Origin of the sequence: Yoonia sp. R2331 (assembly GCF_041103235.1) — a bacterium.
Lineage (GTDB): Bacteria > Pseudomonadota > Alphaproteobacteria > Rhodobacterales > Rhodobacteraceae > CANMYO01.
In genome coordinates this window covers 1,781,648-1,803,475 of the sequence record NZ_JBGCUN010000001.1, presented here as the reverse complement: position 1 = coordinate 1,803,475, position 21,828 = coordinate 1,781,648, and the positions used below count along the sequence as shown (strand labels likewise).

The window sequence follows — 21,828 nt, the reverse complement described above, 5'->3', positions numbered from 1 at the left end:
GACATGAGCCACCTGCTCGATAAACTCAACTTTCTGGAATCGAACACCCTTGAGACGTTCTCGGACGGTTTCGGAAAGACGACCCGTGAAAGCCGCGATTGGGAGGATACCTACCGCAACCGCTGGCGGCACGACAAAGTCGTGCGCTCGACCCACGGGGTGAATTGCACAGGCTCTTGTAGCTGGAAGATCTACGTCAAGTCAGGGATCGTGACCTGGGAAACCCAGCAGACGGACTATCCGCGGACCCGCGCTGATCTGCCCAATCACGAACCGCGCGGTTGTGCCCGTGGGGCAAGCTATAGCTGGTATCTCTATTCTGCCAACCGCGTCAAAAACCCGCTTGTCCGGGGGCAGTTGATGAAAGTCTGGCGCAAGATGCGCGAGACGATGGAACCGATTGAGGCCTGGACGAAACTGCAGGCTGATCCGATCCTGCGTGCGTCCTACGTCGAAACACGCGGCAAGGGCGGATTCGTGCGCGCCACATGGAATGAGGCGACCGAGATCACCGCTGCGGCCAACGCCTATACCGCCAAGACCTATGGACCTGACCGGGTCTTTGGCTTTTCGCCGATCCCTGCGATGTCGATGGTCTCTTACGCGGCAGGCTCGCGCTATCTGTCACTGATGGGCGGTGTCTGCATGTCGTTCTACGACTGGTATTGCGACTTGCCGCCTGCTTCCCCGATGACATGGGGCGAGCAGACCGACGTGCCAGAAAGTGCGGACTGGTATAATTCCGGCTATCTGCTGCTGTGGGGGTCGAACGTGCCGCAGACGCGGACGCCCGATGCGCATTTCTATACCGAGGCGCGTTATAAGGGCACCAAGTCCGCAGTGATCTGCCCGGACTATTCCGAGGCTGCGAAGTTCGGTGATTTTTGGTTGAACGCCAAGCAGGGCACGGATGCAGCACTGGCCATGGCCTTTGGGCATGTGATCCTGCGGGAGTTCCATCTGGATCGGCAGGCCGAGTATTTCGAGGATTACACCCGCAAGTATTCAGATTTCCCCATGCTGGTAAAGCTGGAGAAACAAAACGGCAAACTGGTGCCGGGCCGTTTCCTGCGGGCCGATGATCTGGACGGGAAACTGGGTGAGGATAACAACCCGGAATGGAAGACGGTCGCCTATGATGAAAAGTCGGACGGCCTTGTCGCGCCGAACGGGTCGGTTGGCTATCGCTGGGGCGAGGACGGTGAATGGAACCTTGAAGAGAAGGCCAACGCCACGAACACACGGCTAAAAATGAGCTTTGTTCTGGAAGAGGATCATGACGATGTCGTCGGTGTCGACTTCCCTTATTTTGGTGGCGAGGCCTATGGCCAATTCAAGACGGATGCGGATCACCCCGACGTTTTGACCCGCAACATTCCCGTTAAGAAGATCAAGACAAAGGACGGCGCAATCCATGTTGCCACCGTCTTTGACCTGTTCTGTGCCAACTACGGGCTGGATCGCGGGTTGGGCGGCGATTGGGTTACGTCCAATTATGCCGATGAGATGCCCGGCACGCCTGCTTGGGCTGAAAAGATCACCGGCGTGCCCGCCGACAAGATCGCGCATGTGGCCCGAGAATTCGCTGACAACGCCGAAAAGACCCAAGGCAAATCGATGATCATCATCGGGGCTGCGATGAACCACTGGTTCCATATGGACATGAACTATCGCGGGGTCATCAACATGTTGGTCATGTGTGGTTGTGTCGGGCAATCCGGCGGTGGTTGGGCGCATTATGTAGGGCAGGAAAAGCTGCGCCCGCAAACCGGCTGGCAACCGCTGGCCTTTGCGCTGGATTGGAACCGGCCGCCACGGCACATGAATTCAACCTCTGCTTGGTACGCGCACACCGATCAGTGGCGGTATGAGACCCTGAAGGCCGACGAAATTCTGTCGCCGACAGCGCCAGAAGGCGATTGGGATATCAGCCTGATAGACTACAACATTCGTGCAGAGCGAATGGGTTGGTTGCCATCGGCACCGCAGCTGAAGACCAACCCGCTGGAGGTCGCCAAGGCGGCAAAGGCCGCTGGCAAGGAGGTCCCGGCATATGTGGCCGAGAACCTGAAATCGGGCGATCTGGAAATGTCCTGTGAAGACCCGGACAACCCGGCCAACTGGCCGCGTAACCTGTTTGTCTGGCGCTCGAATCTGTTGGGATCATCCGGGAAAGGGCATGAATACTTCCTCAAGCACCTGCTGGGCACCGATCACGGTGTGATGGGCAAGGATTTGGGTGAAGACGGCGGCCAATTGCCCAAGGAGGCCAAGTGGCACGATGACGCACCGCGCGGCAAGCTTGACCTGCTTGTGACCATCGACTTTCGGATGTCCACCACAGCGGTCTATTCCGACATCGTTCTGCCAACCGCCAGTTGGTACGAAAAGGACGACATGAACACGTCCGATATGCACCCGTTCATCCACCCGCTGCAGGCGGCTGTGGATCCGGCCTATGAAAGCAAATCGGATTGGGAGATCTTCAAATCCATCGCCAAAAAGTTCCAAGAGATCACACCGGGCTATCTGGAAAAGGAAACCGACATTGTCGCACTGCCAATCCTGCACGACACCCCGGCAGAGATTGCACAGGATCAGGTAAAGGATTGGAAAAAGGGCGAATGTGACCTGATCCCCGGCAAAACGGCGCCTGCCTATGTCGTGGTCGAGCGGGATTATACCGCGATCTATGACCGTTTCACCGCCCTTGGTCCGGCACTCGACAAGCTGGGCAATGGCGGCAAGGGCATTACCTGGAACACGCAGGAAGAGATCGAAAACCTGTCGGCGCTTAACGGTGTGCAACTCGATGGGGCAGCAGCTGGCAGGCCCAAGATCGAAAGTGCGATTGATGCCTGCGAAGTCATCCTGATGCTGGCGCCGGAAACCAACGGCAATGTCGCCGTGAAGGCCTGGGAAGCGCTGAGCAAGGCCACGGGGCGCGAACATGCGCATCTGGCCGAAGGCGAGCACCACCAGAAGATCCGCTTTCACGACATCGCGGCGCAACCGCGCAAGATCATCTCGTCCCCCACATGGTCGGGGATTGAAAGCGAAAAGGTGAGCTATAACGCGGGCTATACCAATGTGCATGAGTTGATCCCCTGGCGCACGCTGACGGGGCGACAACAATTGTATCAGGATCACCTGTGGATGCTGGCCTTTGGAGAGGGCTTTATGTCCTACCGCCCGCCGGTAGACCTTAAGACGATCACCAAGGACGTACAGGACGATGGCGATAACCTCGTGCTGAACTTTATCACGCCCCACCAGAAATGGGGCATCCATTCGACCTATTCCGACAACCTGTTGATGCTGACGCTCAACCGCGGCGGTCCGGTCATCTGGGTGTCAGAGGTTGACGCGGCCAAGGCCGGGATTGTCGATAACGACTGGGTCGAACTTTATAACACCAACGGGGCGCTGACGGCCCGGGCGGTGGTGTCCCAGCGGATCAAGGAAGGCACGACCTTCATGTATCACGCGCAGGAAAAGATCGTGAATACGCCGGGGTCGGAGAAGACCGGCCATCGCGGCGGTATCCACAATTCGGTGACCCGCGCGATCCTGAAACCCACCCATATGATCGGCGGCTACGCTCAGCAATCCTATGGCTTCAACTACTACGGCACCGTGGGATCAAACCGCGATGAATTCGTCGTCGTCCGCAAGATGAAAAAGGTCGATTGGCTCGATCATGAAGCGACCGCAAAGGAGGCCGCACAATGAGAATCCGCGCACAAATCGGCATGGTGCTGAACCTGGATAAATGTATCGGGTGTCACACCTGTTCCGTCACCTGCAAGAACGTCTGGACCAGCCGGGACGGTGTTGAATACGCCTGGTTCAACAACGTGGAAACCAAACCCGGCACCGGATACCCGACGGATTGGGAAAATCAGGCCCGTTGGAAAGGCGGGTGGGAACGAACAAAATCCGGCAAGTTGCAGCCCAAACAGGGCGGCAAGTGGCGGATCCTGTCCAATATCTTTGCCAACCCCAACATGCCCGAAATCGACGATTATTATGAGCCGTTCTATTTTGACTATGACCACCTGAAATCCGCGCCCGAGATGCAGGCGTTTCCGACCGCGCGCCCACGCTCGAAGATCACCGGCGAACGAATTGAAAAGATTGAGAAAGGTCCAAACTGGGATGAAATTCTGGGCGGTGAATTTTCGAAACGATCCGAAGATTACAATTTCGAAGGCATCCAGAAGGAGATCTACGGCGAATACGAAAACACATTCATGATGTATCTGCCGCGGTTGTGCGAGCATTGCCTGAACCCGGCCTGCGCATCGTCCTGCCCATCGGGTGCGATCTATAAGCGCGAAGAGGACGGCATTGTTCTGATTGATCAGGACAAATGTCGCGGCTGGCGGATGTGTGTCTCTGGCTGTCCGTACAAGAAGATCTATTACAATTGGGAAAGCGGTAAATCCGAGAAATGCACCCTGTGCTACCCCCGGATTGAAAGCGGCAACCCAACGGTCTGTTCCGAAACATGCGTCGGGCGCATTCGGTATCTGGGTGTGATACTATATGACGCCGACAAAATCGAAGAGGCGGCTGGCACGGCCGAGGAAACCGATCTTTATGATGCGCAGCTTGGCGTCTTTCTTGACCCCAACGACCCTGCGGTGATCGAGACCGCCCGCGCGGATGGAATCCCCGAGGATTGGATCAAGGCCGCGCAGGAAAGCCCGATCTGGAAGATGGCGATGGAATGGAAGGTCGCCTTTCCGCTGCATCCTGAATACCGGACGCTGCCGATGGTCTGGTACATCCCGCCGCTGTCACCGATCCAGAACGCCGCCGAGGCGGGCGCAATTGGCACCAGCGAAGGCATGCCAGACGTCAAAGACCTGCGCATCCCGGTGAAATACCTCGCCAATATGCTGACTGCGGGTGATGAGGCCCCGGTTGTGACCGCGCTGGAACGAATGTTGGCGATGCGATCCTACATGCGCTCCAAATCCATCGAGGGCGTGATTGATGAAGGGATCGCAGAACGGGTCGGCCTGTCGGGGCGGGTGATCGAAGATATGTACAAGATCATGGCCCTTGCGGATTACGAAGATCGTTTCGTGATCCCCACGACCCACCGCGAGCAGGTTGAGGACGCTTATGACCTGCGCGGCGGTTGCGGCTTTACAGACACCAATGGGTGCGGTGGCGGATCGTCAAAGGGGTCACTCTTTGGTGGCTCCAAGAAACCCCTGAAAATGCCAACGGAGGCAATGTAATATGGACCGTACTCTCAAAGCATTCTCACTTCTTCTGAGTTACCCGACACGCGAGTTGCAGCTCGCGATGCCAGAGATCAGCGCCGTTCTGGCCGCGGACGGGCGATTGACGGCTGCCGCGCGTCGGGCGTTGCGCCCGCTGGTGGAGGAGCTGGCAGGGCGCGACATTTATGACCTGGAAGAGCAGTTTGTGCTGCTCTTCGACCGCTCACGGACGCTGTCGCTGAACCTGTTTGAGCACGTGCATGGTGAAAGCCGTGACCGGGGCGGGGCGATGGTGTCGCTGGTGGAAACCTACCGCGAAGGCGGGTTCGATCCGGTCACGTCGGAACTTCCCGATCACCTGCCGGTCCTGCTGGAATTCCTCGCCACACGTTCCCCAATGGTGGCACAGGAGACTCTGGCGGACGCGGCCCATATCTTTGAGGCTTTGAATGCGCGCTTGGTGCGTCGAGAAAGCCCCTATGGTGCCGTGTTCGCCAGCCTTTTGCAGTTGGCGGCGGTCAAGCCCGACCAGGACGCGGTGGCCGAGATGCTGGCGCAGCCGGACGACGACCCGACCGATCTGGAGGCTCTTGATGAGGTCTGGGAAGAAAGCGAAGTGCTGTTTGGTCCTGACCCCAATGCCGGATGTCCGCAGGCGCGCGAAATGCTCGCTCAGATGGACCTGCCGGTTCACCCCGTACCGCGCCACGCGGCCGAATAGGGAGACATGGATATGTTTGACAACCTAGATATCAACTTCATCATTTTCGGGATCATGCCATATGCGGCACTGACCATCTTGGTGATCGGTTGCATCGCGCGCTATGACCGCGATCAGTACACATGGAAAAGTTCGTCTAGTCAGCTTTTGCGGCGCGAGCAGCTGATGTGGGGGTCGATCCTGTTTCATGTGGGGATCATCACCATCTTCTTCGGGCATCTCGTGGGCCTGTTCACGCCTGTCTGGGTGCTGGATGCGCTTGGGGTGCCTTATGCGCTGAAACAATGGATGGCAGTGATCATCGGCGGCCCTGCGGGGATTGCCGCGCTGATCGGCGGCACCTTGCTGTTGCACCGCCGTCTGACAGAGCCGCGCATCCGTGCCACTTCCAGTTGGATGGACATCACCATCATGGTGCTGATCTGGTTGCAGTTGGCGATTGGTCTGCTGACCATCACCCAGACTTTGCAGCATATGGACGGCTCTGAGATGGTCCGCTTCATGAGCTGGTCACAGAGCATTGTGACCTGGAACATCAACGCCTGGGTGACTGTCGTTGACGTGCATTGGCTGTATAAGCTGCATGTTTTCCTTGGGCTGATCATCACCGCACTTTTCCCGTTCTCACGGCTTGTGCATCTGGTGTCAGGCTTTGCGGCTCCGGTGAAGTACCTGTCACGCCCCGGCTTTCAGGTGGTGCGGTCGCGTCGCCAGAAGGCGCTGCCCAAACGGGATGCCCCCAAATCCACACCGGCGGAGTAAGAGCATGAATTCAGCGCTTTTTCCTGATCTGATCGTCAACGGTGAAACGGTGCCGCACAATGTGGTGGCATCCGAAACCCAGAACCATGATGCCCCGGCTGGAAAGCCGGGCATCGCATGGCGCAAGGCGGCCAACGCCATCGCCATCCGGACCCTGCTGTTGCAAGAGGCGCAGTCGCGTGCCTTGGACCCCGAGCGCAAAGAGCTGGCACCGGGCAAGTTTGAGACCGATGAAGAGGCGCAGATCCGCGGCCTTCTTGATATCGTGGTTGACCCGGCCCGGCCAGACGATGCGGCGATCTATGCGGAATGGCAAAAGGACCCCGGACGTTATCGCGCGCCGTCCTTGTGGGAGGTATCCCACATCCTGTGCGCCTGCGATCCACGCGATCAAAAAGCCAAGCAAGACGCCCGGCAACGGGCAGGGGCCTTGATCGCGCTGGTGGGCAATGACGCCAAGCGCTTTGCTGCTGTCGCATCGCGCGAAAGCGATTGCGGGTCCAAGTCATCGGGCGGGGCATTGGGGCAGCTTGGCCCCGGTGATACCGTGCCCGAATTCGAGGCGATCCTGCGCGCCCTTGGTGAAGGCGAAATCACGCCCGAACCGGTGCTGACCCGTCATGGCTGGCACATTGTGCGCATGGATGCGGTGGCCCTTGGCGCAGTTCTTCCGTTCGAGGTGATCAAACCAAAGATCGCTGAGGCCATGGAAAAGGTATCCTGGGCGCAAAAGGCAAAGGATTATGTGGATGAACTTGTCGCAACCGCAGAGATCACTGGGGCGGACCTGAAACCTATATCGCCCCAGAGAGGATAGCGTCATGGAAAGCCACATCGTCCCTGCCAATGTTGTTACAGGCCTCGACCCAGGCGAGGTGTTCGTGCACCGCAATGTCACTCACACGGCCGATACGAACATGCTGTCCGCGCCGGAATTCGCAGCAGATGCGCTAATGGTCAAAGAGATCATTGTGTGCGGTCATTACGGATGTGGCGGCGCGAAGTCCGTCACCGATGCGATGCCACATTGCAACCCTTTTGACATCAAAGATAAAGCCCTATGAAAATCGCTTACACAATGGCCGCCGGGAAGGGCGATATCGATTTGCTTCTGGACCGCGTGGCAACACGCCTGGCCCAGCAGGGGATGAGGTGTTGCGGCACCGTGCAGATCAACACCGAATGCGCCGCTGGTCCCTGCGATATGGATGTGCGAGTTTTGCCCGATGGGCCGGTCTTGCGGATATCGCAGAACCTTGGTGCGGCGTCGAAAGGCTGCCGGTTGGACCCAAGCGCGCTTGAGACGGCTGTCGGTCTTGTGGGCGCGTCACTGGACGCAGACGCAGACGTTTTGGTGATCAATAAATTCGGTAAGCACGAGGCGGATGGACGTGGATTTCGGGACGCGATCGCAAAGGCGATTGCCCTTGATGTCCCTGTGATCGTTGGGGTCAGCGCACTCAACCTTGACGCTTTTGAAGCTTTTGCCGGTCCGGAAATCGCCAAACTAGATGCCGCGTCTGACGCGATCATTGATTGGGTTGAGGCCGTCGTGCGGCGGGAATGCCCTGTAGAATAGGGGTGTTTGGGCGGCTTGACCGTGTCGACACGTGCGGCAAAGGTCGGATGGCCGCCGATTGTGCAAAAGCAGCCGGCGGTATGCGCTAGAACTCGCGGTCGTCGTCTTGCTGCCAAGGCTTCACCAGGTTGCCGAAGCGGGTGAATTGGCCTTCGAAGGACAGCTCTACCGTGCCGATGGGACCGTGACGCTGTTTGCCGATCACAACCTCGGCCTTGCCGTGCAGGCGTTCCATGCGCTCCTGCCACTCGGCCATCTTTTCCATCTCGTGATCGCCGGGCTTTTCGCGTTCGACGTAATATTCCTCGCGGAACACGAACATGACCACGTCGGCGTCTTGCTCAATCGAACCGGATTCGCGCAAGTCAGACAGCTGCGGGCGCTTGTCTTCGCGGCTTTCGACCTGACGGGAAAGCTGCGAGAGCGCGATAACGGGGATGTTGAGTTCCTTGGCAATCGCCTTGAGGCCCATGGTGATTTCTGAGATTTCGTTCACCCGGTTTTCCGACCGACCTGTGCCGCGCACAAGCTGCAGATAGTCGACCATCAGCACATCAAGCCCGTGGGTCCGTTTCAGGCGGCGGGCGCGCGCGGCCAACTGGCTGATTGGCAGGGCAGGTGTGTCGTCGATGAAGAGCGGGCAGGCCTCGAGCGATTTGGCGGCTTCGACAAAGCGGCGGAATTCGACCTCGGTCATATCGCCGCGCCGGATCTGTTCGCTGGGCACTTCTGATGCCTCTGACAGGATCCGGGCGGCGAGCTGCTCGGCGCTCATCTCGAGTGAATAGAAACCGACGACACCGCCATTTACGGCACCTTCGGTGCCATCAGGCAGCACACCCTTTTTGTAGGCCTTGGCGATGTTGAAGGCGATGTTGGTAGCGAGCGAAGTTTTCCCCATCGACGGACGACCGGCAAGGATCAGCAGGTCAGATTTGTGCAACCCGCCAAGTTTTTTGTCCATGTCCGTCAGGCCGGTTGAGACGCCTGCAAGGCCGCCGTCGCGCTGGTAGGCGGCATTGGCCACGTTAACCGCATCGGTGACGGCGCGCAGGAAGGACTGGAACCCGCTTTCGGTGGTGCCCTGTTCGGCCAGTGCATAAAGTTCCTGTTCCGCCTCGACGATCTGGGCGGCGGGTTCGGACGAAATGTCGACCTTTTTGGCTTTGTCGGCGATGGTTTCGCCCACCTCGATCAGCTTCCTGCGGATGGCCAGATCATAGATCATTTGGGCATAGTCCTTGGCCGCAAAGGCGCTGATCGCAGCACCGGCAAGGCGCACCAGATAGGCGGGGCCGCCGAGTTCTTTCAGGCCCTCGTCATCGTCCAAGAAGGTCTTGAGCGTCACCGGAGAGGCCAGCGCGTTCTTGGCAATGCGGCTGGCGGCCACGTCAAAGATGCGGGCGTGGACGGGGTCATAGAAATGATCTGGCCCGATGATATTGGCAATCCGGTCAAAGATGTCGTTGTTGGTCAGAATGGCACCCAAAAGCTGCTGTTCGGCCTCAATCGAATGCGGCATCAGATCGCCGTCAGCCTCTTCCACGCCGGTGGCGTTAAATGTCGAAATCTCGTTCATTTGCTCAACCCTGTTGCCGGGTCTGAAACCCCGGTTTGCCCCGTCTTGCCGATCCCCCAATCGGTCCGTGGTTCATAGCATCGCCGGGCCGGGAATGGCTATCGGGATAAGTCCGTGGATAAGTGGCAGGACAAATCTGGGGATCATCGGTTGGACGCGGTGTCGGGCCAGATATAGCAGACCGCTGCGATGATGTCACAACATCTGTGCAAGCCCTGCGATTCTGGCGACGGGTTATCCCCAAACCTGTGGGGAAGTTTTTTGCCTTAAAGCGTGTCGCCGGGTTTCCAGATGGTGGGGTTTTCCAGGTAAGCCTCTACCGCGCTTAGGGTTTTCGCGTCATAGGCATTTGTGTCCTTGGCGACGGCCAGCACGTCCCACCATGTGCACAAGTGAATAAGCTGCACACCGTGGTCGGTGAGCGCCTTTTCCACGCCCTCGAAAATCCCGTAATAGAAGATCACGGCGGTGGCCGCGCAGCTGGCGCCTGTGTCGCGGATCGCGTCCACGAACGACAGCTTGGAGCCACCATCGGTGGTCAGATCCTCTACCAGCAAGACGCGCTGGCCTTCGGTCATGGTACCCTCGATACGGGCGTTCTTGCCATAGCCTTTAGGCTTTTTGCGCACGTAAGTCATGGGGAGCGCCATGCGTTCTGCGACAAGGGCAGAGAAGGGGATGCCGGCGGTTTCGCCGCCTGCGATATTGTCGAAGGCTTCGAACCCTGCCTCGCGCATGATGGTAACTGTCAAAAAGTCCATCAGAGTGGAGCGAATGCGCGGATAGCTGATCAACTTCCGACAATCGACATAAGTGGGCGCTTGTTTGCCCGACGCATGGGTAAAGGGTTCATCGGCGTTAAAGCTGATCGCGTCGATTTCCAGCAGCATGGCGGCGGTGAGGCGGGCGATTTCGTCTTTGGTGGGAAAGCTGGAAGGGATCATGGCGCGCATCCTTTTGTTGGCTTTGGCGGGGTTTAGGGAGATTCTGCGCAATTGTTAAGGGGGGGGGCAGGTGTCGCGCGCACGGCGTCGATTTTTCTTTTCTGCGTTCTCTTGAATAGTTCGAGATCGAACCATTAATGTTCCATATCGAACTATTGGAGCATGAAATGAAACGAAGAAACTTTTTGAAGCTTGCCGGGGGCGGTGTTGTTTTGGCGGCTGGGGGATTGGGTGCCTTTGTCACCACGCGGACGCCAACGCAGGCGCTGGCGCCGTGGTCGCGTGTCGGAACCTATGACGATCCGCGAAAGAATGCGCTTTCGTATGCAATTCTTGCCCCGAACCCACATAACCGCCAGCCGTGGATTGTGGACCTTCAGGGTGATGATGAACTGATGCTGTATTTCGACACGGACAAGCAGCTGCCGCATACGGATCCTTTTGATCGGCAACTGACCATCGGGCTTGGGTGCTTTCTTGCACTGTTGAAGATGGCCGCCAACGCAGATGGCTATGATGTCGCCGTCACCTTGTTTCCAGACGGCGAAGATGCGGCAGGACTAGACGACAGGCCGATTGCCCGCATCACATTTGAACAAGCGACTCCGGTTGTTGATCCGCTTTTCACCCATGTGATGCACCGGCGTTCTAACAAGGAACCCTACGATGTCTCGCGTGCTGTTCCGGTCGTGGCGTTGGCCCGGATCACTGCGGTTGGCCAGCAAACGCAACTTGGCGGGTCTGTCAGCCCCGATGACATCGCGTTCTGGCGAGAGCTGACAACACAGGCACTGGTGACCGAGATTGAAACCCCGCACACCTACAAGGAAAGCGTTGATCTGATGAGGATCGGCAAGGCCGAAGTGAACGCGAACCCCGATGGCATTGATTTCAGCGGTGCCGTGTTCGAGGCGCTTGCTTTTGCCGGGGTCATGGAGCGAGAGGCCTTACTTGACACATCCTCCACCGGATTTCGGGAGGGTTTGAAAGTGGTGACTGAAAACACCAAGACGGCAATGGGCCATGTTTGGATGGTGACGCCGGGCAACTCGCGCCGCGATCAGATTGCGGCTGGTGCTGATTGGTTGCGCATCAATTTGGCGTGTACCGCCGAAGGTTTGGGGTTCCAGCCGCTTAGTCAGGCGCTTCAGGAATATCCCGAAATGACCGAACTTTACACCAAAACACATGCGCGGTTGGCGCGGGATGGCGAAACTGTTCAAATGCTGGCGCGGATCGGCTACGGTCCGGACGTTCCGGTCAGCCCGCGCTGGCCGATAGAGGCCAAGATTGGAATGGTGTGAACGACGACAACAATACAGCGACCGAAGTGTTTGGGTTTTTCACCGAAATTGGGATCATCAATCAGCTTGCAACCGCGTTGCTGGCCAAGAGCTTGCCTGATGGTGTTCATCCCTCACACTTTTCGATCCTCAACCATTTGGTACGCATGGGCGACGGAAAACCGCCTGTGCGTATTGCATCTGCGATGCAGGTGACAAAGAACACGATGACGCATTCGCTTCAGGTGCTACAGGATCGCGGCTACATCACGGTAAAGCCCGATCCCGATGACGGGCGTGGGAAGCAGGTGTACCTGACAGATGCAGGCCGCAATTTTCGCGAACAGGCTATTGCGCGTGCGACCGACGCGATCGGTAACATTGTTGGGGCGGATCAATTGGCGATTATGCGCCGGACGCGTGCAGACCTTAAAGAGATGCGAAAACATCTCGATCAACATCGGTGATCCATCAGGTGTTTGGCCGAATACAGGGCCTTGAAGTGCAGCGATCACGCGGCGGCTTTGTCCGCTAAGCATCATCCACAGCGGCGTGCCTCTTTAGAAATCGCTACTGGTCCGCGACCCGCCAATGCAACGGAAAGCCAGGATCAAAGATCGTGACGGGACCGTCAGCGGTGTCGATGTGGTCAGGATAGGTGACAGGGTCGCCCTTGGTTAGGGTGATTGTCGCGTCATTGGCAGGCAGGCGATAGAAGGCGGGTCCGTTGAGGGAGGTGAATGCCTCGAGCTTTTTCAGCGCACCGGCGGCTTCGAACACTTCGGCCAAACAGGACATCGTATTGGGCGCGGTGAAGATACCTGCGCAACCGCAGGGCTGCAGTTTCAGCGGGTCGGTATGGGGGGCGCTGTCGGTGCCCAGGAAGAACCGTTTGTCGCCCGACACAGCGGCCTGCACCAATGCCACGCGATGCTGTTCGCGTTTGGCCACGGGCAGGCAATAGAAATGCGGACGGATGCCACCGGCAAGGATGTTGTTGCGGTTGATGATCAAGTGGTGCGTTGTGATCGTGGCGGCGGTGTTCTTGGGCGTGTCGCGGACGTAGTCAACCGCGTCCTGTGTGGTTACGTGTTCCATCACGATACGCAGATCAGGGTTTTTCTTGCGGATCGGTTTGAGCACCTTGTCGATGAACACCGCCTCGCGGTCAAAGATATCGACGCTGTGGTTCGTCACCTCGCCATGCACGCAAAGCGGCATACCGATCTCGGCCATGCGATCCAGCACCGGGCGCACCTTGTCAAAGTCGCGCACACCCGAGGATGAGTTGGTGGTGGCCCCTGCGGGGTAAAGCTTTACCGCGGTGGCGATGCCCGCGGCATGGGCAGCGGCCACATCGTTGGGGTCCGTCTCTTCGGTCAGGTAGAGCGTCATCAGCGGCGCAAAGTCGGCACCGGCGGGCAGAGCGGCCATGATCCGGTCGCGGTAGGCGTTGGCCTGCGCGCCTGTCACAACGGGCGGCACCAGATTGGGCATGATGATGGCACGTCCAAAGTGGCGGGCCGATTCCGGCAGCACCGCTTGCAGCATGGCACCGTCGCGCAGGTGCAGGTGCCAATCATCTGGGCGGCGGATTGTCAGGGATGTGATCTGTTTGTCGGTCATACCGTGGGGTTACACGGACGCGACCGGCAAGGCCAGAGGCGTTGCTATTCCGCAGCCGAGGCGGCGGTGGCCGGACGCGGCACGACACCTTGCGCTGCATGTTCGGCCAGCTTGCCTTCAAAGAAGGTGTCTGGCCCGTCGCGCAGCATGGCCGCGGCCAGATTAGCAGCCAGTTGCGGATGGCCTGTGTCCATCGCCCGCTTGTGCAGCGTGCGCACATAGGTGCCGTAGCCTTTGATCGGTTGGATCAAGCGGCGGAACGCAGCAGGCGACAACGCGCCGTCCATGGCGGCCTGCAACAAGCCATCCATCACGCCGATCTGATCAAGGCTTTGTTCGATCCGACCGCCTATGCCCGGCACCCGCAGTGGCATCACATTGGGTCGGGTGAACAGGGCTGCGTGGATGGCATCGGCCTTTTGCATCGGGCTGTAGACCAAATAGGCCGCCTCTGCCGCCTCGACCATGTCGGGCGCAAAGCCATAGCGCGAGGTGAAATCATGACGGCGGTGAGCGATATGGCGCGTGTCCCACGCCGCAATCTGCGCCGACAGCGTTGCCTGCGGGCGCAGTGCCAGCACCCGCGCACCCGGCGCGGCCACGCTATAGGCCGCAGCGGCATATCCCGCACCACCTGCGCCGAAAAACAGCACATCGTCAAAGCTGTCAAAGGTACCTTCGTCGGTCAGTTTGTCAAAGAACTGATAGATCGCCGGATGGCGGAACCAGCTTTCGCTGTTGGAAATGATGCTAAGAACCGACCAACCATATTCGCGGGCATAGTCAAAGCTGCGTGGTTCACCGCTGGGGGTCTTACAGATCGTCTCTGCGTCCTCGAACGTCACCAGCAGCCGGGGGCCCGCGGCCAGAAACACCGCCTGATGATCCGGGCCAAGCGGTTCGAAATAGCCGTGTTCCTCGGCCACATCTTCAAGCGTGTCCATCCATTCCGCGCCCGTACGTCCGGCAAGGTCGGCATCCAGGATCAGGCTGTGGTCGGTCATGCTGCTCTCCGTTTGGTCCCTTTGCGGGGCCGTTGAGGAATGTCTAGCGGTGCAATGGGGCGAAATTGCGCAATGTGGTGGCCCAAATCTGGGTCATTTTACCCCGGTTAGAAAAACGCCTGCAACCCGGTCTGTGCGCGGCCCAAAATCAGGGCATGCACATCATGGGTGCCTTCATAGGTATTCACGGTCTCAAGGTTAACCATATGGCGCATCACCTGAAAGTCCTCAGCGATGCCATTGCCGCCGTGCATGTCGCGCGCTTGGCGCGCAATTTCAAGCGCTTTGCCGCAGTTGTTGCGTTTCATCAGGCTGATCATTTCGGGTGCGGCGGCGCCTTGATCCATCAGGCGACCCACTTGCAAAGCCCCTTGCAGACCAAGGGCGATTTCGGTCTGCATATCGGCAAGTTTCTTTTGGAAAAGCTGGGTCTGCGCCAGTGGCCTGCCAAACTGTTTGCGGTCCAGACCATATTGCCGGGCCGCGTGCCAGCAGGCCTCTGCCGCGCCCATGACCCCCCACGCAATCCCGAACCGCGCCCGGTTCAGGCAGCCAAACGGCCCCTTGAGGCCCTGCACATCTGGCAGGATCGCATCTTCGGATACGGCCACATCTTTCATCACAATCTCGCCGGTGATCGAGGCGCGCAAGCTGAGTTTGCCGTCGATCTTAGGGGCAGAGAGGCCCGGCATGCCCTTGTCCAGCACAAAGCCGCGGATCTTGCCGTCATGGGCGTCAGATTTGGCCCAGACCACAAAGACATCTGCAATCGGCGCATTGGAAATCCACATTTTGGACCCGTTGAGCACATAGCCATCAGCGGTTTTCTTGGCGGTGGTTTTCATGCCAGCAGGATCACTGCCCGCGTCAGGCTCTGTCAGGCCAAAACAGCCGATCAAGGTGCCAGCGGCCAAACCGGGCAGATATTTCTGACGCTGCGCGTCGGACCCATAGGCATGAATCGGGTACATCACGAGCGAGGACTGCACCGACATCATCGACCGGTAACCGCTATCCACACGCTCAATTTCGCGCGCGATCAGGCCATAGGTGACGTAATTGGCACCCAGCCCGCCAAAGTCTTCGGGGATGGTGCTGCCCAACAGGCCCGCAGCCCCCATGTCAGCGAATATCTCTGGCGCAGTAACCGCATGGCGGTAGGCGTCCGTCACACCGGGTTGCAGCCGGTCTTGCGCAAAGGTGCGGGCGGCGTCACGCAGCATCCGCTCGTCCTCTGACAATTGATCTTCAAGCCGGAAAGGATCGGCCCAGTCAAAGGGGCCAAGATCTGGGCCAAAACCTGCGGCAGAGATCGAGCTGGAATGGTTCATCGCATTGTCCTTTTGCTTGGCCGCAAGCTACGCCTTTGGCGGGGCCGGGGCAACGGGCGGCTTGACGCGGGCGGTGCGGGATGCAGTTCTGAGCGAGAAAGCGAGGGTTGAATGGCGTTTGACACGATAGACGCAGTGCAAGACGCATTGGCAGGGCAGGACTATGTCTGCGGCCGGGCGCTGGCAGTGGTGATGTTTTTGGGGCTGAAGCTGAACCGGCCAGTGTTTCTGGAAGGTGAGGCCGGGACCGGCAAGACCGAGATCGCCAAGGCCGTGGCCGCAGCCCTTGGGCGCCGCTTGATCCGGCTACAATGCTACGAAGGGCTGGATGCGGCATCTGCCGTGTACGAGTGGAATTACGCAGAGCAGATGATTGCCATTCGCACCGCCGAAGCGGCAGGAGGTGCTGACCGTAACGCCCTGAAATCAGAGCTTTTTGGCGAAGACTTCCTGATCGCGCGTCCCTTGCTGGAGGCGATGCGCCCGCAGCCCGGCGGCGCGCCGGTGCTGCTGATCGATGAGATTGACCGCACCGATGCGCCGTTCGAGGCGTTCTTGCTGGAAGCGCTGAGCGACTATCAGGTCACGATCCCCGAATTGGGCACGATCACCGCCCCTGAACCGCCCATCGTGATCCTGACCAGCAACCGCACGCGCGAGGTGCACGATGCGCTAAAACGTCGGTGTCTATACCATTGGGTCGACTATCCCGACTTTGACCGAGAGCTTGACATTCTGGCGGCCCGCGTGCCCGATGCCAAGATGAAGTTAAGCCGGGAAGTCATTGCATTTGTGCAAAAATTGCGGAGTGAGGACCTGTTCAAGTTACCGGGCGTAGCCGAAACGATCGACTGGGCGAAATGCCTGCTGGCGTTGGATGTGATTGACCTGTCGCCTGCGGTGATCGCCGACACGCTGGGCGCGCTCTTGAAGTATCAGGACGACATTCAAAAGCTGCAAGGCTCTGAAGCGGCGCGTCTTCTTGACGCGGCCCGCGCCGATCTTTCCGGATGATGCTATTTTGGGCCAGAATAACCCAAAGGTGGTTTGGGGGTGTGAAAGCCCTCAGGGTGCCACGGTGTTGAAACTCCCCGATTTGGCTTTGCCGGACGACCCGAAACTGGCGCAAAACATCCTGCACTTTGGACGTGCGTTGCGCCGCGCTGGCCTGCCGGTTGGGCCGGGTCATGTTCTGGCCGCGGTACAGGCGGTGGCGGCAGCAGGGTTTACTGAAAAGCGCGATTTCTATTGGGCGCTGCATGCGTCATTGGTGACAAAACGCGCGCATTCTCAGGTGTTTGCGCAACTTTTCCGGCTTTATTGGCGTGATCCGCAGTTCATGGAGCAGATGATGTCGCACCTCTTGCCAATGGTGCGTGGCGTCAGCGAGGAACGTCAGGCAGAGGCAGCAGAAAAACGTGCTGCACAGGCGTTGTTGGATGGGCTGGCGCCAGAACCGCCAGGCGCGCCACAAGAGGATGATGGCACCGAGATCGAGATTGATGCCCGGCACACGGCGTCCGCTCGGGAACGCCTGAAAACGCTGGACTTTGAGCAGATGTCGGTGGCCGAAATGCAGGCCGCTAAGCGGGTGTTGGCGGGGTTGCGTCTGCCGGTCAAGCCGTTGCAAAGCCGTAGGACAGAGGCGCTGTCGGGGCCATTGGCGGATTGGCGCGGAACGCTGCGTGCGACGATGAGGAACGGCGGGGAAGTCACTGCTTTTGCAACAAAAAGGCGACGCGCGCATTACCCAAATCTAGTCGTTTTGTGCGACATTTCGGGATCAATGTCGCAGTATAGCCGGGCGGTTTTGCACTTTGTGCATGGGGTCGCGAACCGGCAGGGTCAGGGCTGGGCGCAGGTGCATGCGTTTACCTTTGGCACACGGCTGACCAACATTACGCGACATCTGCGCACACGTGATGTGGACGCAGCCCTTGCGGCGGCCGGGGCCGAGGCGCTGGATTGGGAAGGCGGGACCCGGATCGGTGCTTGCCTGCACGATTTCAACCGTGATTGGTCACGCCGGGTGATGGGTCAAGGCGCAGTGGTTTTGCTGATTACCGACGGGCTTGACCGTGACCACAGCGCGGATTTGAGCAGGGAAATGAAGCGGTTAAGCCTGACATCGCGGCAGGTGATCTGGCTGAACCCGCTGTTGCGGTGGGACGGATTTGCGCCCAAAGCCCAAGGGATCGCGGCGATGTTGCCGCATGTCACCAGCTTTCGTGCGGGCCACAACATTGCGTCGCTGGAAGGGCTGGCGGAGGCGCTGACCCGGCCCGAGGATGGCGGCGAAAAGGCGCGCCTGATGGCGTTGATCGGTTAACGCGCCGCGCGGCGCCAAACGCGCATACAGAACCCATGCACATCCGATGCACATGCCATGCGCATCAAAGTCCTAACCGGCGTTCACCTGACAGATGCGCATGATCCGGATTGCCGCAATCGGCCCATCGCTGGCACCACGGGGTCAGCACAAAGGAGAGAGCAGATGCCAAGATTTCAACCCTATGACCAAGCCACCGTGGACAGCCTGCGGCAGGGCGGGCCGGACGCTAACGGTCAACCAGCCGAACGCGCGATCAGCGACGGAGATGGGAAGCCTTGCCGCAGTTGCCTGCGCAATGTTCCCGCCGGACAAGAGATGTTGATCTGTGCTGCGCGGCCATTTCCAGCGCCGCAGCCCTATGCCGAAACCGGGCCGATTTTTCTGTGTGCCGATGATTGCACACCGTTTGACGCGACAGGTTTGCCGCCGATCCTGACGACCTCACCCGATTATCTGGTGAAGGCCTACAGCGCGGATGACCGGATAATCTATGGCACCGGACAGATCACGCCGGTGGCTCAGATCGCGGGCTATGCGCAGACCCTTCTCAGCCGGGCGGATGTGGCTTACGTTGATGTGCGGTCGGCCCGCAACAATTGTTTCCTGACCCGGACCATGACGGATGAGCATCCCTGACGCAGACCTATTGACCCTTGCCCATGATTGGCACGCCGCTGGCCGCCGCGTCGCGGTGGCCACGGTGGTCGAGACCTGGGGGTCAGCGCCGCGCGCGGCGGGGTCGCTTTTGGTGATCGACGCAGATGGCGCGATGGAAGGATCGGTGTCAGGCGGCTGCGTTGAGGGTGCGGTGATGGTCGAGGCGCTGGAGGCGCTGGAGGACGGCGAGGCGCGGCTGCTGGATTACGGGGTCAGCGATGATGATGCCTTTGCCGTGGGGCTTGCTTGTGGCGGGCAGATCAGGGTGCTTGTGGAACCGGTGGGCGGGGCGATGTCAGTGGGTCATCTGACCGCGCTGAGGGACGCAAGGACCGAAAAGCGGCCCGCTGCTTATGTCGTTGATCTGCAAAGCGACGCGCGGCAGGTGGTGGGGCCAGACGCCTATCCTGAAAGGTTTCGTCTGGATCGGTCAGGTGTCGAGGAAGATGGGCGGACGTTTGTTGCCGTGCGCAACCCGCCCTTGCGGATGGTGATCGTGGGGGCGGTGCATATCGCGCAGGCGCTGGTGGGCATGGCGCGGGCCTGCGGCTTTGCGCCGGTGCTGATTGACCCGCGCGGGGCCTTTGGGTCGGCAGAGCGGTTCCCCGGAGAGACAATCATCGAGGATTGGCCGGATGCAGCGATGGCGGCCTTGACGCCTGATGCTCGGACCGCTGTGGTGACGCTGACCCATGATCCGAAGCTGGATGATCCGGCGATCAAGGCGACACTGGCGACGGATGCGTTTTATCTTGGCTGTCTGGGGTCGAAGCGGACCCATGCCAAGCGCGTGGCGCGGCTGGAAGAGGCGGGGTTCAACGCGGATCAGATCGGCCGGATCAGCGCGCCGGTGGGGCTTGATCTGGGCGGGCGGCAACCGGCCGAGATTGCGGTCAGTGTGATGGCCGAGGTGATCCAGACCTTGCGCAAAGCCACATGAAGTTTGGTCCGGTTCCGGTAGCAGAGGCCGAAGGGGCCATTTTGGCCCATGCCATGCGGGCCACCGACCGGCCTTATGAAATGCAGTTGGATTATCTGATTCCAAAGGGGACGGTGTTGACGGCTGCGCATGTGGCGGATTTGGCCGCAGAGGGGCATGAGCGTGTGACCGTCGCCCGGCTTGATCCCGGTGATCTGGCCGAGGATGCGGCGGCCACGCGCCTGGCGCAGGCGATTGTACCAGCACCTGACGCGGCGCATTTGCGGTTGACGCAGGCCAAAGCAGGGCGGGTCAACCTGATCGCCGAGGCGGCGGGCGTGGTGCGGATCACAGCGGATGCGATAGCGGCGTTTAACGCGGTTAGCCCGATGATCACCATCGCCACATTGCCGCCGCTGCGCCGGGTGGCGGCAGGCGATCTGGTGGCGACGATCAAGGTTATCTCCTACGGGGTGGCGGGGGCGGATGTCGCGCGGGCCGAGGCCTTGGCGGTGGGGGCGATTGCAGTGCAGACGCCGGTGCATATAGCCGCCAGCCTGATCGAGACGCGGGTCAGTGAGACCACACCCGGCGACAAGGGGCGGCGGGCGCTGAAGATGCGGCTGGAGCGGTTGGGTGTCTGGCTGACGGGGCCGCGCGTGGTGGTGCCGCACCATGAGGCACCGCTGGCGGCGGCCTTGGCGCAGGCCGAGGGTGAGGTGATCTGCATCCTTACAGGTTCTGCCACGTCCGACATCGCCGATACCGCACCAGAGGCGGTGCGCAAGGCGGGGGGTGTGGTGCATTATTTCGGAATGCCGGTTGATCCCGGCAATTTGCTGTTCGTTGGAGAACTTGGCGGGCGGCCCGTGATTGGCTTGCCGGGCTGTGCGCGGTCGCCCGCGCTCAACGGGGCAGATTGGGTGCTGGAACGGGTGCTTTGCGGGGTGCCGGTTGGCCCCGCCGAAATTGCCGCGATGGGTGTGGGTGGTTTGCTGAAAGAGACCCCGGCGCGGGGCAGGCCGCGCCGGAGCGATGACTAAAGGACGCCTTGGGCCAGGATCATCAACACGCCAGCGGCGATGATATAGGTGGCATCAACCAGCGTCGCCTTGACTGTTTTCTGACTGAACAGATCCATGCCCGCAATCAAGAGGGCTGTGGCGGTGATGGCCGCAAGGGCGGCCCCGATGGCCTGATAAGTCTCGGTCAGGCCGACCACCAGCGCCAGCGCGAAGGTGCCCAGAAGCTGCACCACCATCGCCAGCACCGGCGGGCTGTCGGGCGGCTGGATGTTGTGGCTGCCCGTGGACCAGGCCTTGCCAAAAAGCTTCGGCGAGAACCAGAGCATTCCGAGGATGAAGGCGGCAATCGTGCCCGCGATCACGGCGGGCCAGTTCAGGGGGGTGACGTCGATGGTCATGCGGCCTCCATCAGGGTTTCGCCCAGTGCTTCAAGGATCGCGGTCCAGCCGCCCATGTGGTTGTCGCGGCTTTCCTCGGACACGAAGCGCACGTGGGTCAGGGTGACGGCCGTGCCGTCGCCGTCGGGGGCAAAGTCGAGCGTGACGGTGCTGTCATCGGCGGAAAACGGGCTTTCCCAGGTAAAGACGATCCGGTTGTGCGGGTCGATTTCAAGGTAGGTGCCGGCGTGCGGGATGTCGTCGTCGCCCGCGCGCATGACCAGATCAAAGCGGCCGCCTTGCTTGGGGTCGTTGGTGGCGGACGGCGTGGTCATGCCGGGGCCGGGGCGCATGAACTGGCGCAGCATCTCGGGGTTGAGCCATGCGTCAAAGACGGCCGCCTGCGGGGCGGCGATGGTGCGCGATGTTGTGAGGGTGAGATCAGACATGGG

At 59.8% G+C, this 21,828-nt stretch carries 21 protein-coding genes; 14 read left to right on the top strand and 7 right to left on the bottom strand.

Going from position 1 to position 21,828, the window contains the following annotated elements; translation table 11 throughout:
- Window positions 1–3: 3 nt before the first annotated feature.
- The 7 genes from AB3Y40_RS09270 to AB3Y40_RS09240 are packed head-to-tail and all read left to right on the top strand — an operon-like array spanning window position 4 to window position 8,299.
- The gene (locus AB3Y40_RS09270; RefSeq protein ID WP_369438507.1) at window positions 4–3,732 is read left to right on the top strand and encodes a nitrate reductase subunit alpha; all 3,729 of its coding nucleotides are present in this window, start codon (window positions 4–6) and stop codon (window positions 3,730–3,732) included.
- Window positions 3,729–5,252 carry a nitrate reductase subunit beta gene (narH, locus tag AB3Y40_RS09265; protein ID WP_369438506.1) on the top strand — a complete coding sequence of 508 codons (1,524 nt, stop codon included), beginning with the start codon at window positions 3,729–3,731 and terminating at the stop codon, window positions 5,250–5,252. Before AB3Y40_RS09270 ends, narH begins: the two co-directional genes overlap by 4 nt.
- Before the next feature lies 1 nt (window position 5,253).
- Entirely contained in the window at window positions 5,254–5,958 is a 705-nt protein-coding gene (gene narJ, locus AB3Y40_RS09260; RefSeq protein WP_369438505.1) for a nitrate reductase molybdenum cofactor assembly chaperone, read from the top strand.
- Between the two features lie 12 nt (window positions 5,959–5,970).
- Complete coding sequence (gene narI, locus AB3Y40_RS09255; protein WP_369438504.1) at window positions 5,971–6,720, top strand: respiratory nitrate reductase subunit gamma; 750 nt, start codon at window positions 5,971–5,973, stop codon at window positions 6,718–6,720.
- A 4-nt stretch (window positions 6,721–6,724) separates the two neighbouring features.
- The gene (locus tag AB3Y40_RS09250; protein ID WP_369438503.1) at window positions 6,725–7,537 is read left to right on the top strand and encodes a peptidylprolyl isomerase; all 813 of its coding nucleotides are present in this window, start codon (window positions 6,725–6,727) and stop codon (window positions 7,535–7,537) included.
- A 4-nt stretch (window positions 7,538–7,541) separates the two neighbouring features.
- Window positions 7,542–7,784: a carbonic anhydrase gene (locus AB3Y40_RS09245; RefSeq protein WP_369438502.1), complete on the top strand. Its 243-nt coding sequence runs from the start codon at window positions 7,542–7,544 to the stop codon at window positions 7,782–7,784.
- On the top strand, window positions 7,781–8,299 hold the full coding sequence (locus AB3Y40_RS09240; RefSeq protein WP_369438501.1) for a DUF2478 domain-containing protein: 519 nt from the start codon (window positions 7,781–7,783) through the stop codon (window positions 8,297–8,299). The genes AB3Y40_RS09245 and AB3Y40_RS09240 overlap by 4 nt, the downstream gene beginning before the upstream one ends.
- 85 nt (window positions 8,300–8,384) lie before the next feature.
- On the opposite strand, the gene AB3Y40_RS09235 is transcribed toward AB3Y40_RS09240, so the two are convergent.
- Together AB3Y40_RS09235 and AB3Y40_RS09230 are read right to left on the bottom strand one after the other, a co-directional pair.
- Window positions 8,385–9,878, bottom strand: a complete 1,494-nt coding sequence (locus AB3Y40_RS09235) for a replicative DNA helicase (protein WP_369438500.1) — start codon at window positions 9,876–9,878, stop codon at window positions 8,385–8,387.
- A 266-nt stretch (window positions 9,879–10,144) separates the two neighbouring features.
- On the bottom strand, window positions 10,145–10,822 hold the full coding sequence (locus AB3Y40_RS09230; RefSeq protein ID WP_369438499.1) for an orotate phosphoribosyltransferase: 678 nt from the start codon (window positions 10,820–10,822) through the stop codon (window positions 10,145–10,147).
- A 167-nt stretch (window positions 10,823–10,989) separates the two neighbouring features.
- On the opposite strand from AB3Y40_RS09230, the gene AB3Y40_RS09225 reads away from it, so the two are divergent.
- Window positions 10,990–12,126, top strand: coding sequence for an Acg family FMN-binding oxidoreductase (locus tag AB3Y40_RS09225; RefSeq protein ID WP_369438498.1), 1,137 nt, complete (start codon window positions 10,990–10,992; stop codon window positions 12,124–12,126).
- On the top strand, window positions 12,123–12,572 hold the full coding sequence (locus AB3Y40_RS09220; protein ID WP_369438497.1) for a MarR family winged helix-turn-helix transcriptional regulator: 450 nt from the start codon (window positions 12,123–12,125) through the stop codon (window positions 12,570–12,572). Before AB3Y40_RS09225 ends, AB3Y40_RS09220 begins: the two co-directional genes overlap by 4 nt.
- A gap of 103 nt (window positions 12,573–12,675) precedes the next feature.
- Here the strand turns inward: AB3Y40_RS09220 and pyrC are convergent, their stop codons facing one another.
- From pyrC to AB3Y40_RS09205, 3 genes are all read right to left on the bottom strand, one after another.
- Complete coding sequence (gene pyrC / locus AB3Y40_RS09215) at window positions 12,676–13,731, bottom strand: dihydroorotase (protein ID WP_369438496.1); 1,056 nt, start codon at window positions 13,729–13,731, stop codon at window positions 12,676–12,678.
- A 44-nt stretch (window positions 13,732–13,775) separates the two neighbouring features.
- Window positions 13,776–14,735 carry a hypothetical protein gene (locus AB3Y40_RS09210; RefSeq protein WP_369438495.1) on the bottom strand — a complete coding sequence of 320 codons (960 nt, stop codon included), beginning with the start codon at window positions 14,733–14,735 and terminating at the stop codon, window positions 13,776–13,778.
- Window positions 14,736–14,842: 107 nt separating this feature from the next.
- Window positions 14,843–16,066 carry an acyl-CoA dehydrogenase gene (locus AB3Y40_RS09205; protein WP_369438494.1) on the bottom strand — a complete coding sequence of 408 codons (1,224 nt, stop codon included), beginning with the start codon at window positions 16,064–16,066 and terminating at the stop codon, window positions 14,843–14,845.
- 111 nt (window positions 16,067–16,177) lie between these two features.
- On the opposite strand from AB3Y40_RS09205, the gene AB3Y40_RS09200 reads away from it, so the two are divergent.
- The 5 genes from AB3Y40_RS09200 to AB3Y40_RS09180 all read left to right on the top strand — a co-directional run bounded on the left by AB3Y40_RS09200 (window position 16,178) and on the right by AB3Y40_RS09180 (window position 21,017).
- Window positions 16,178–17,080, top strand: coding sequence for an AAA family ATPase (locus tag AB3Y40_RS09200; protein ID WP_369438493.1), 903 nt, complete (start codon window positions 16,178–16,180; stop codon window positions 17,078–17,080).
- A gap of 64 nt (window positions 17,081–17,144) precedes the next feature.
- Window positions 17,145–18,395, top strand: coding sequence for a vWA domain-containing protein (locus AB3Y40_RS09195; RefSeq protein ID WP_369438492.1), 1,251 nt, complete (start codon window positions 17,145–17,147; stop codon window positions 18,393–18,395).
- A 165-nt stretch (window positions 18,396–18,560) separates the two neighbouring features.
- On the top strand, window positions 18,561–19,034 hold the full coding sequence (locus AB3Y40_RS09190) for a DUF1203 domain-containing protein (protein ID WP_369438491.1): 474 nt from the start codon (window positions 18,561–18,563) through the stop codon (window positions 19,032–19,034).
- Complete coding sequence (locus AB3Y40_RS09185) at window positions 19,021–19,995, top strand: XdhC family protein (RefSeq protein ID WP_369438490.1); 975 nt, start codon at window positions 19,021–19,023, stop codon at window positions 19,993–19,995. The genes AB3Y40_RS09190 and AB3Y40_RS09185 overlap by 14 nt, the downstream gene beginning before the upstream one ends.
- Window positions 19,992–21,017 carry a molybdopterin-binding protein gene (locus AB3Y40_RS09180; RefSeq protein WP_369438489.1) on the top strand — a complete coding sequence of 342 codons (1,026 nt, stop codon included), beginning with the start codon at window positions 19,992–19,994 and terminating at the stop codon, window positions 21,015–21,017. The genes AB3Y40_RS09185 and AB3Y40_RS09180 overlap by 4 nt, the downstream gene beginning before the upstream one ends.
- Here AB3Y40_RS09180 and AB3Y40_RS09175 read toward each other — a convergent pair.
- Together AB3Y40_RS09175 and AB3Y40_RS09170 are read right to left on the bottom strand one after the other, a co-directional pair.
- Window positions 21,014–21,397, bottom strand: coding sequence for a DUF1761 domain-containing protein (locus tag AB3Y40_RS09175; protein WP_369438488.1), 384 nt, complete (start codon window positions 21,395–21,397; stop codon window positions 21,014–21,016). The two genes, AB3Y40_RS09180 and AB3Y40_RS09175, sit on opposite strands and share 4 nt — an antisense overlap.
- The gene (locus AB3Y40_RS09170) at window positions 21,394–21,825 is read right to left on the bottom strand and encodes an SRPBCC family protein (protein ID WP_369438487.1); all 432 of its coding nucleotides are present in this window, start codon (window positions 21,823–21,825) and stop codon (window positions 21,394–21,396) included. Before AB3Y40_RS09170 ends, AB3Y40_RS09175 begins: the two co-directional genes overlap by 4 nt.
- Window positions 21,826–21,828 lie beyond the last annotated feature (3 nt).

Bases quoted from the DNA above. Each gene is read 5' to 3' on its own strand.
- AB3Y40_RS09270 (WP_369438507.1), top strand. From the start codon at position 4: ATGAGCCACCTGCTCGATAAACTCAACTTTCTGGAATCGAACACCCTT.
- narH (WP_369438506.1), top strand. From the start codon at position 3,729: ATGAGAATCCGCGCACAAATCGGCATGGTGCTGAACCTGGATAAATGT.
- narJ (WP_369438505.1), top strand. From the start codon at position 5,254: ATGGACCGTACTCTCAAAGCATTCTCACTTCTTCTGAGTTACCCGACA.
- narI (WP_369438504.1), top strand. From the start codon at position 5,971: ATGTTTGACAACCTAGATATCAACTTCATCATTTTCGGGATCATGCCA.
- AB3Y40_RS09250 (WP_369438503.1), top strand. From the start codon at position 6,725: ATGAATTCAGCGCTTTTTCCTGATCTGATCGTCAACGGTGAAACGGTG.
- AB3Y40_RS09245 (WP_369438502.1), top strand. From the start codon at position 7,542: ATGGAAAGCCACATCGTCCCTGCCAATGTTGTTACAGGCCTCGACCCA.
- AB3Y40_RS09240 (WP_369438501.1), top strand. From the start codon at position 7,781: ATGAAAATCGCTTACACAATGGCCGCCGGGAAGGGCGATATCGATTTG.
- AB3Y40_RS09235 (WP_369438500.1), bottom strand. From the start codon at position 9,878: ATGAACGAGATTTCGACATTTAACGCCACCGGCGTGGAAGAGGCTGAC.
- AB3Y40_RS09230 (WP_369438499.1), bottom strand. From the start codon at position 10,822: ATGATCCCTTCCAGCTTTCCCACCAAAGACGAAATCGCCCGCCTCACC.
- AB3Y40_RS09225 (WP_369438498.1), top strand. From the start codon at position 10,990: ATGAAACGAAGAAACTTTTTGAAGCTTGCCGGGGGCGGTGTTGTTTTG.
- pyrC (WP_369438496.1), bottom strand. From the start codon at position 13,731: ATGACCGACAAACAGATCACATCCCTGACAATCCGCCGCCCAGATGAT.
- AB3Y40_RS09210 (WP_369438495.1), bottom strand. From the start codon at position 14,735: ATGACCGACCACAGCCTGATCCTGGATGCCGACCTTGCCGGACGTACG.
- AB3Y40_RS09205 (WP_369438494.1), bottom strand. From the start codon at position 16,066: ATGAACCATTCCAGCTCGATCTCTGCCGCAGGTTTTGGCCCAGATCTT.
- AB3Y40_RS09200 (WP_369438493.1), top strand. From the start codon at position 16,178: ATGGCGTTTGACACGATAGACGCAGTGCAAGACGCATTGGCAGGGCAG.
- AB3Y40_RS09190 (WP_369438491.1), top strand. From the start codon at position 18,561: ATGCCAAGATTTCAACCCTATGACCAAGCCACCGTGGACAGCCTGCGG.
- AB3Y40_RS09185 (WP_369438490.1), top strand. From the start codon at position 19,021: ATGAGCATCCCTGACGCAGACCTATTGACCCTTGCCCATGATTGGCAC.
- AB3Y40_RS09180 (WP_369438489.1), top strand. From the start codon at position 19,992: ATGAAGTTTGGTCCGGTTCCGGTAGCAGAGGCCGAAGGGGCCATTTTG.
- AB3Y40_RS09175 (WP_369438488.1), bottom strand. From the start codon at position 21,397: ATGACCATCGACGTCACCCCCCTGAACTGGCCCGCCGTGATCGCGGGC.
- AB3Y40_RS09170 (WP_369438487.1), bottom strand. From the start codon at position 21,825: ATGTCTGATCTCACCCTCACAACATCGCGCACCATCGCCGCCCCGCAG.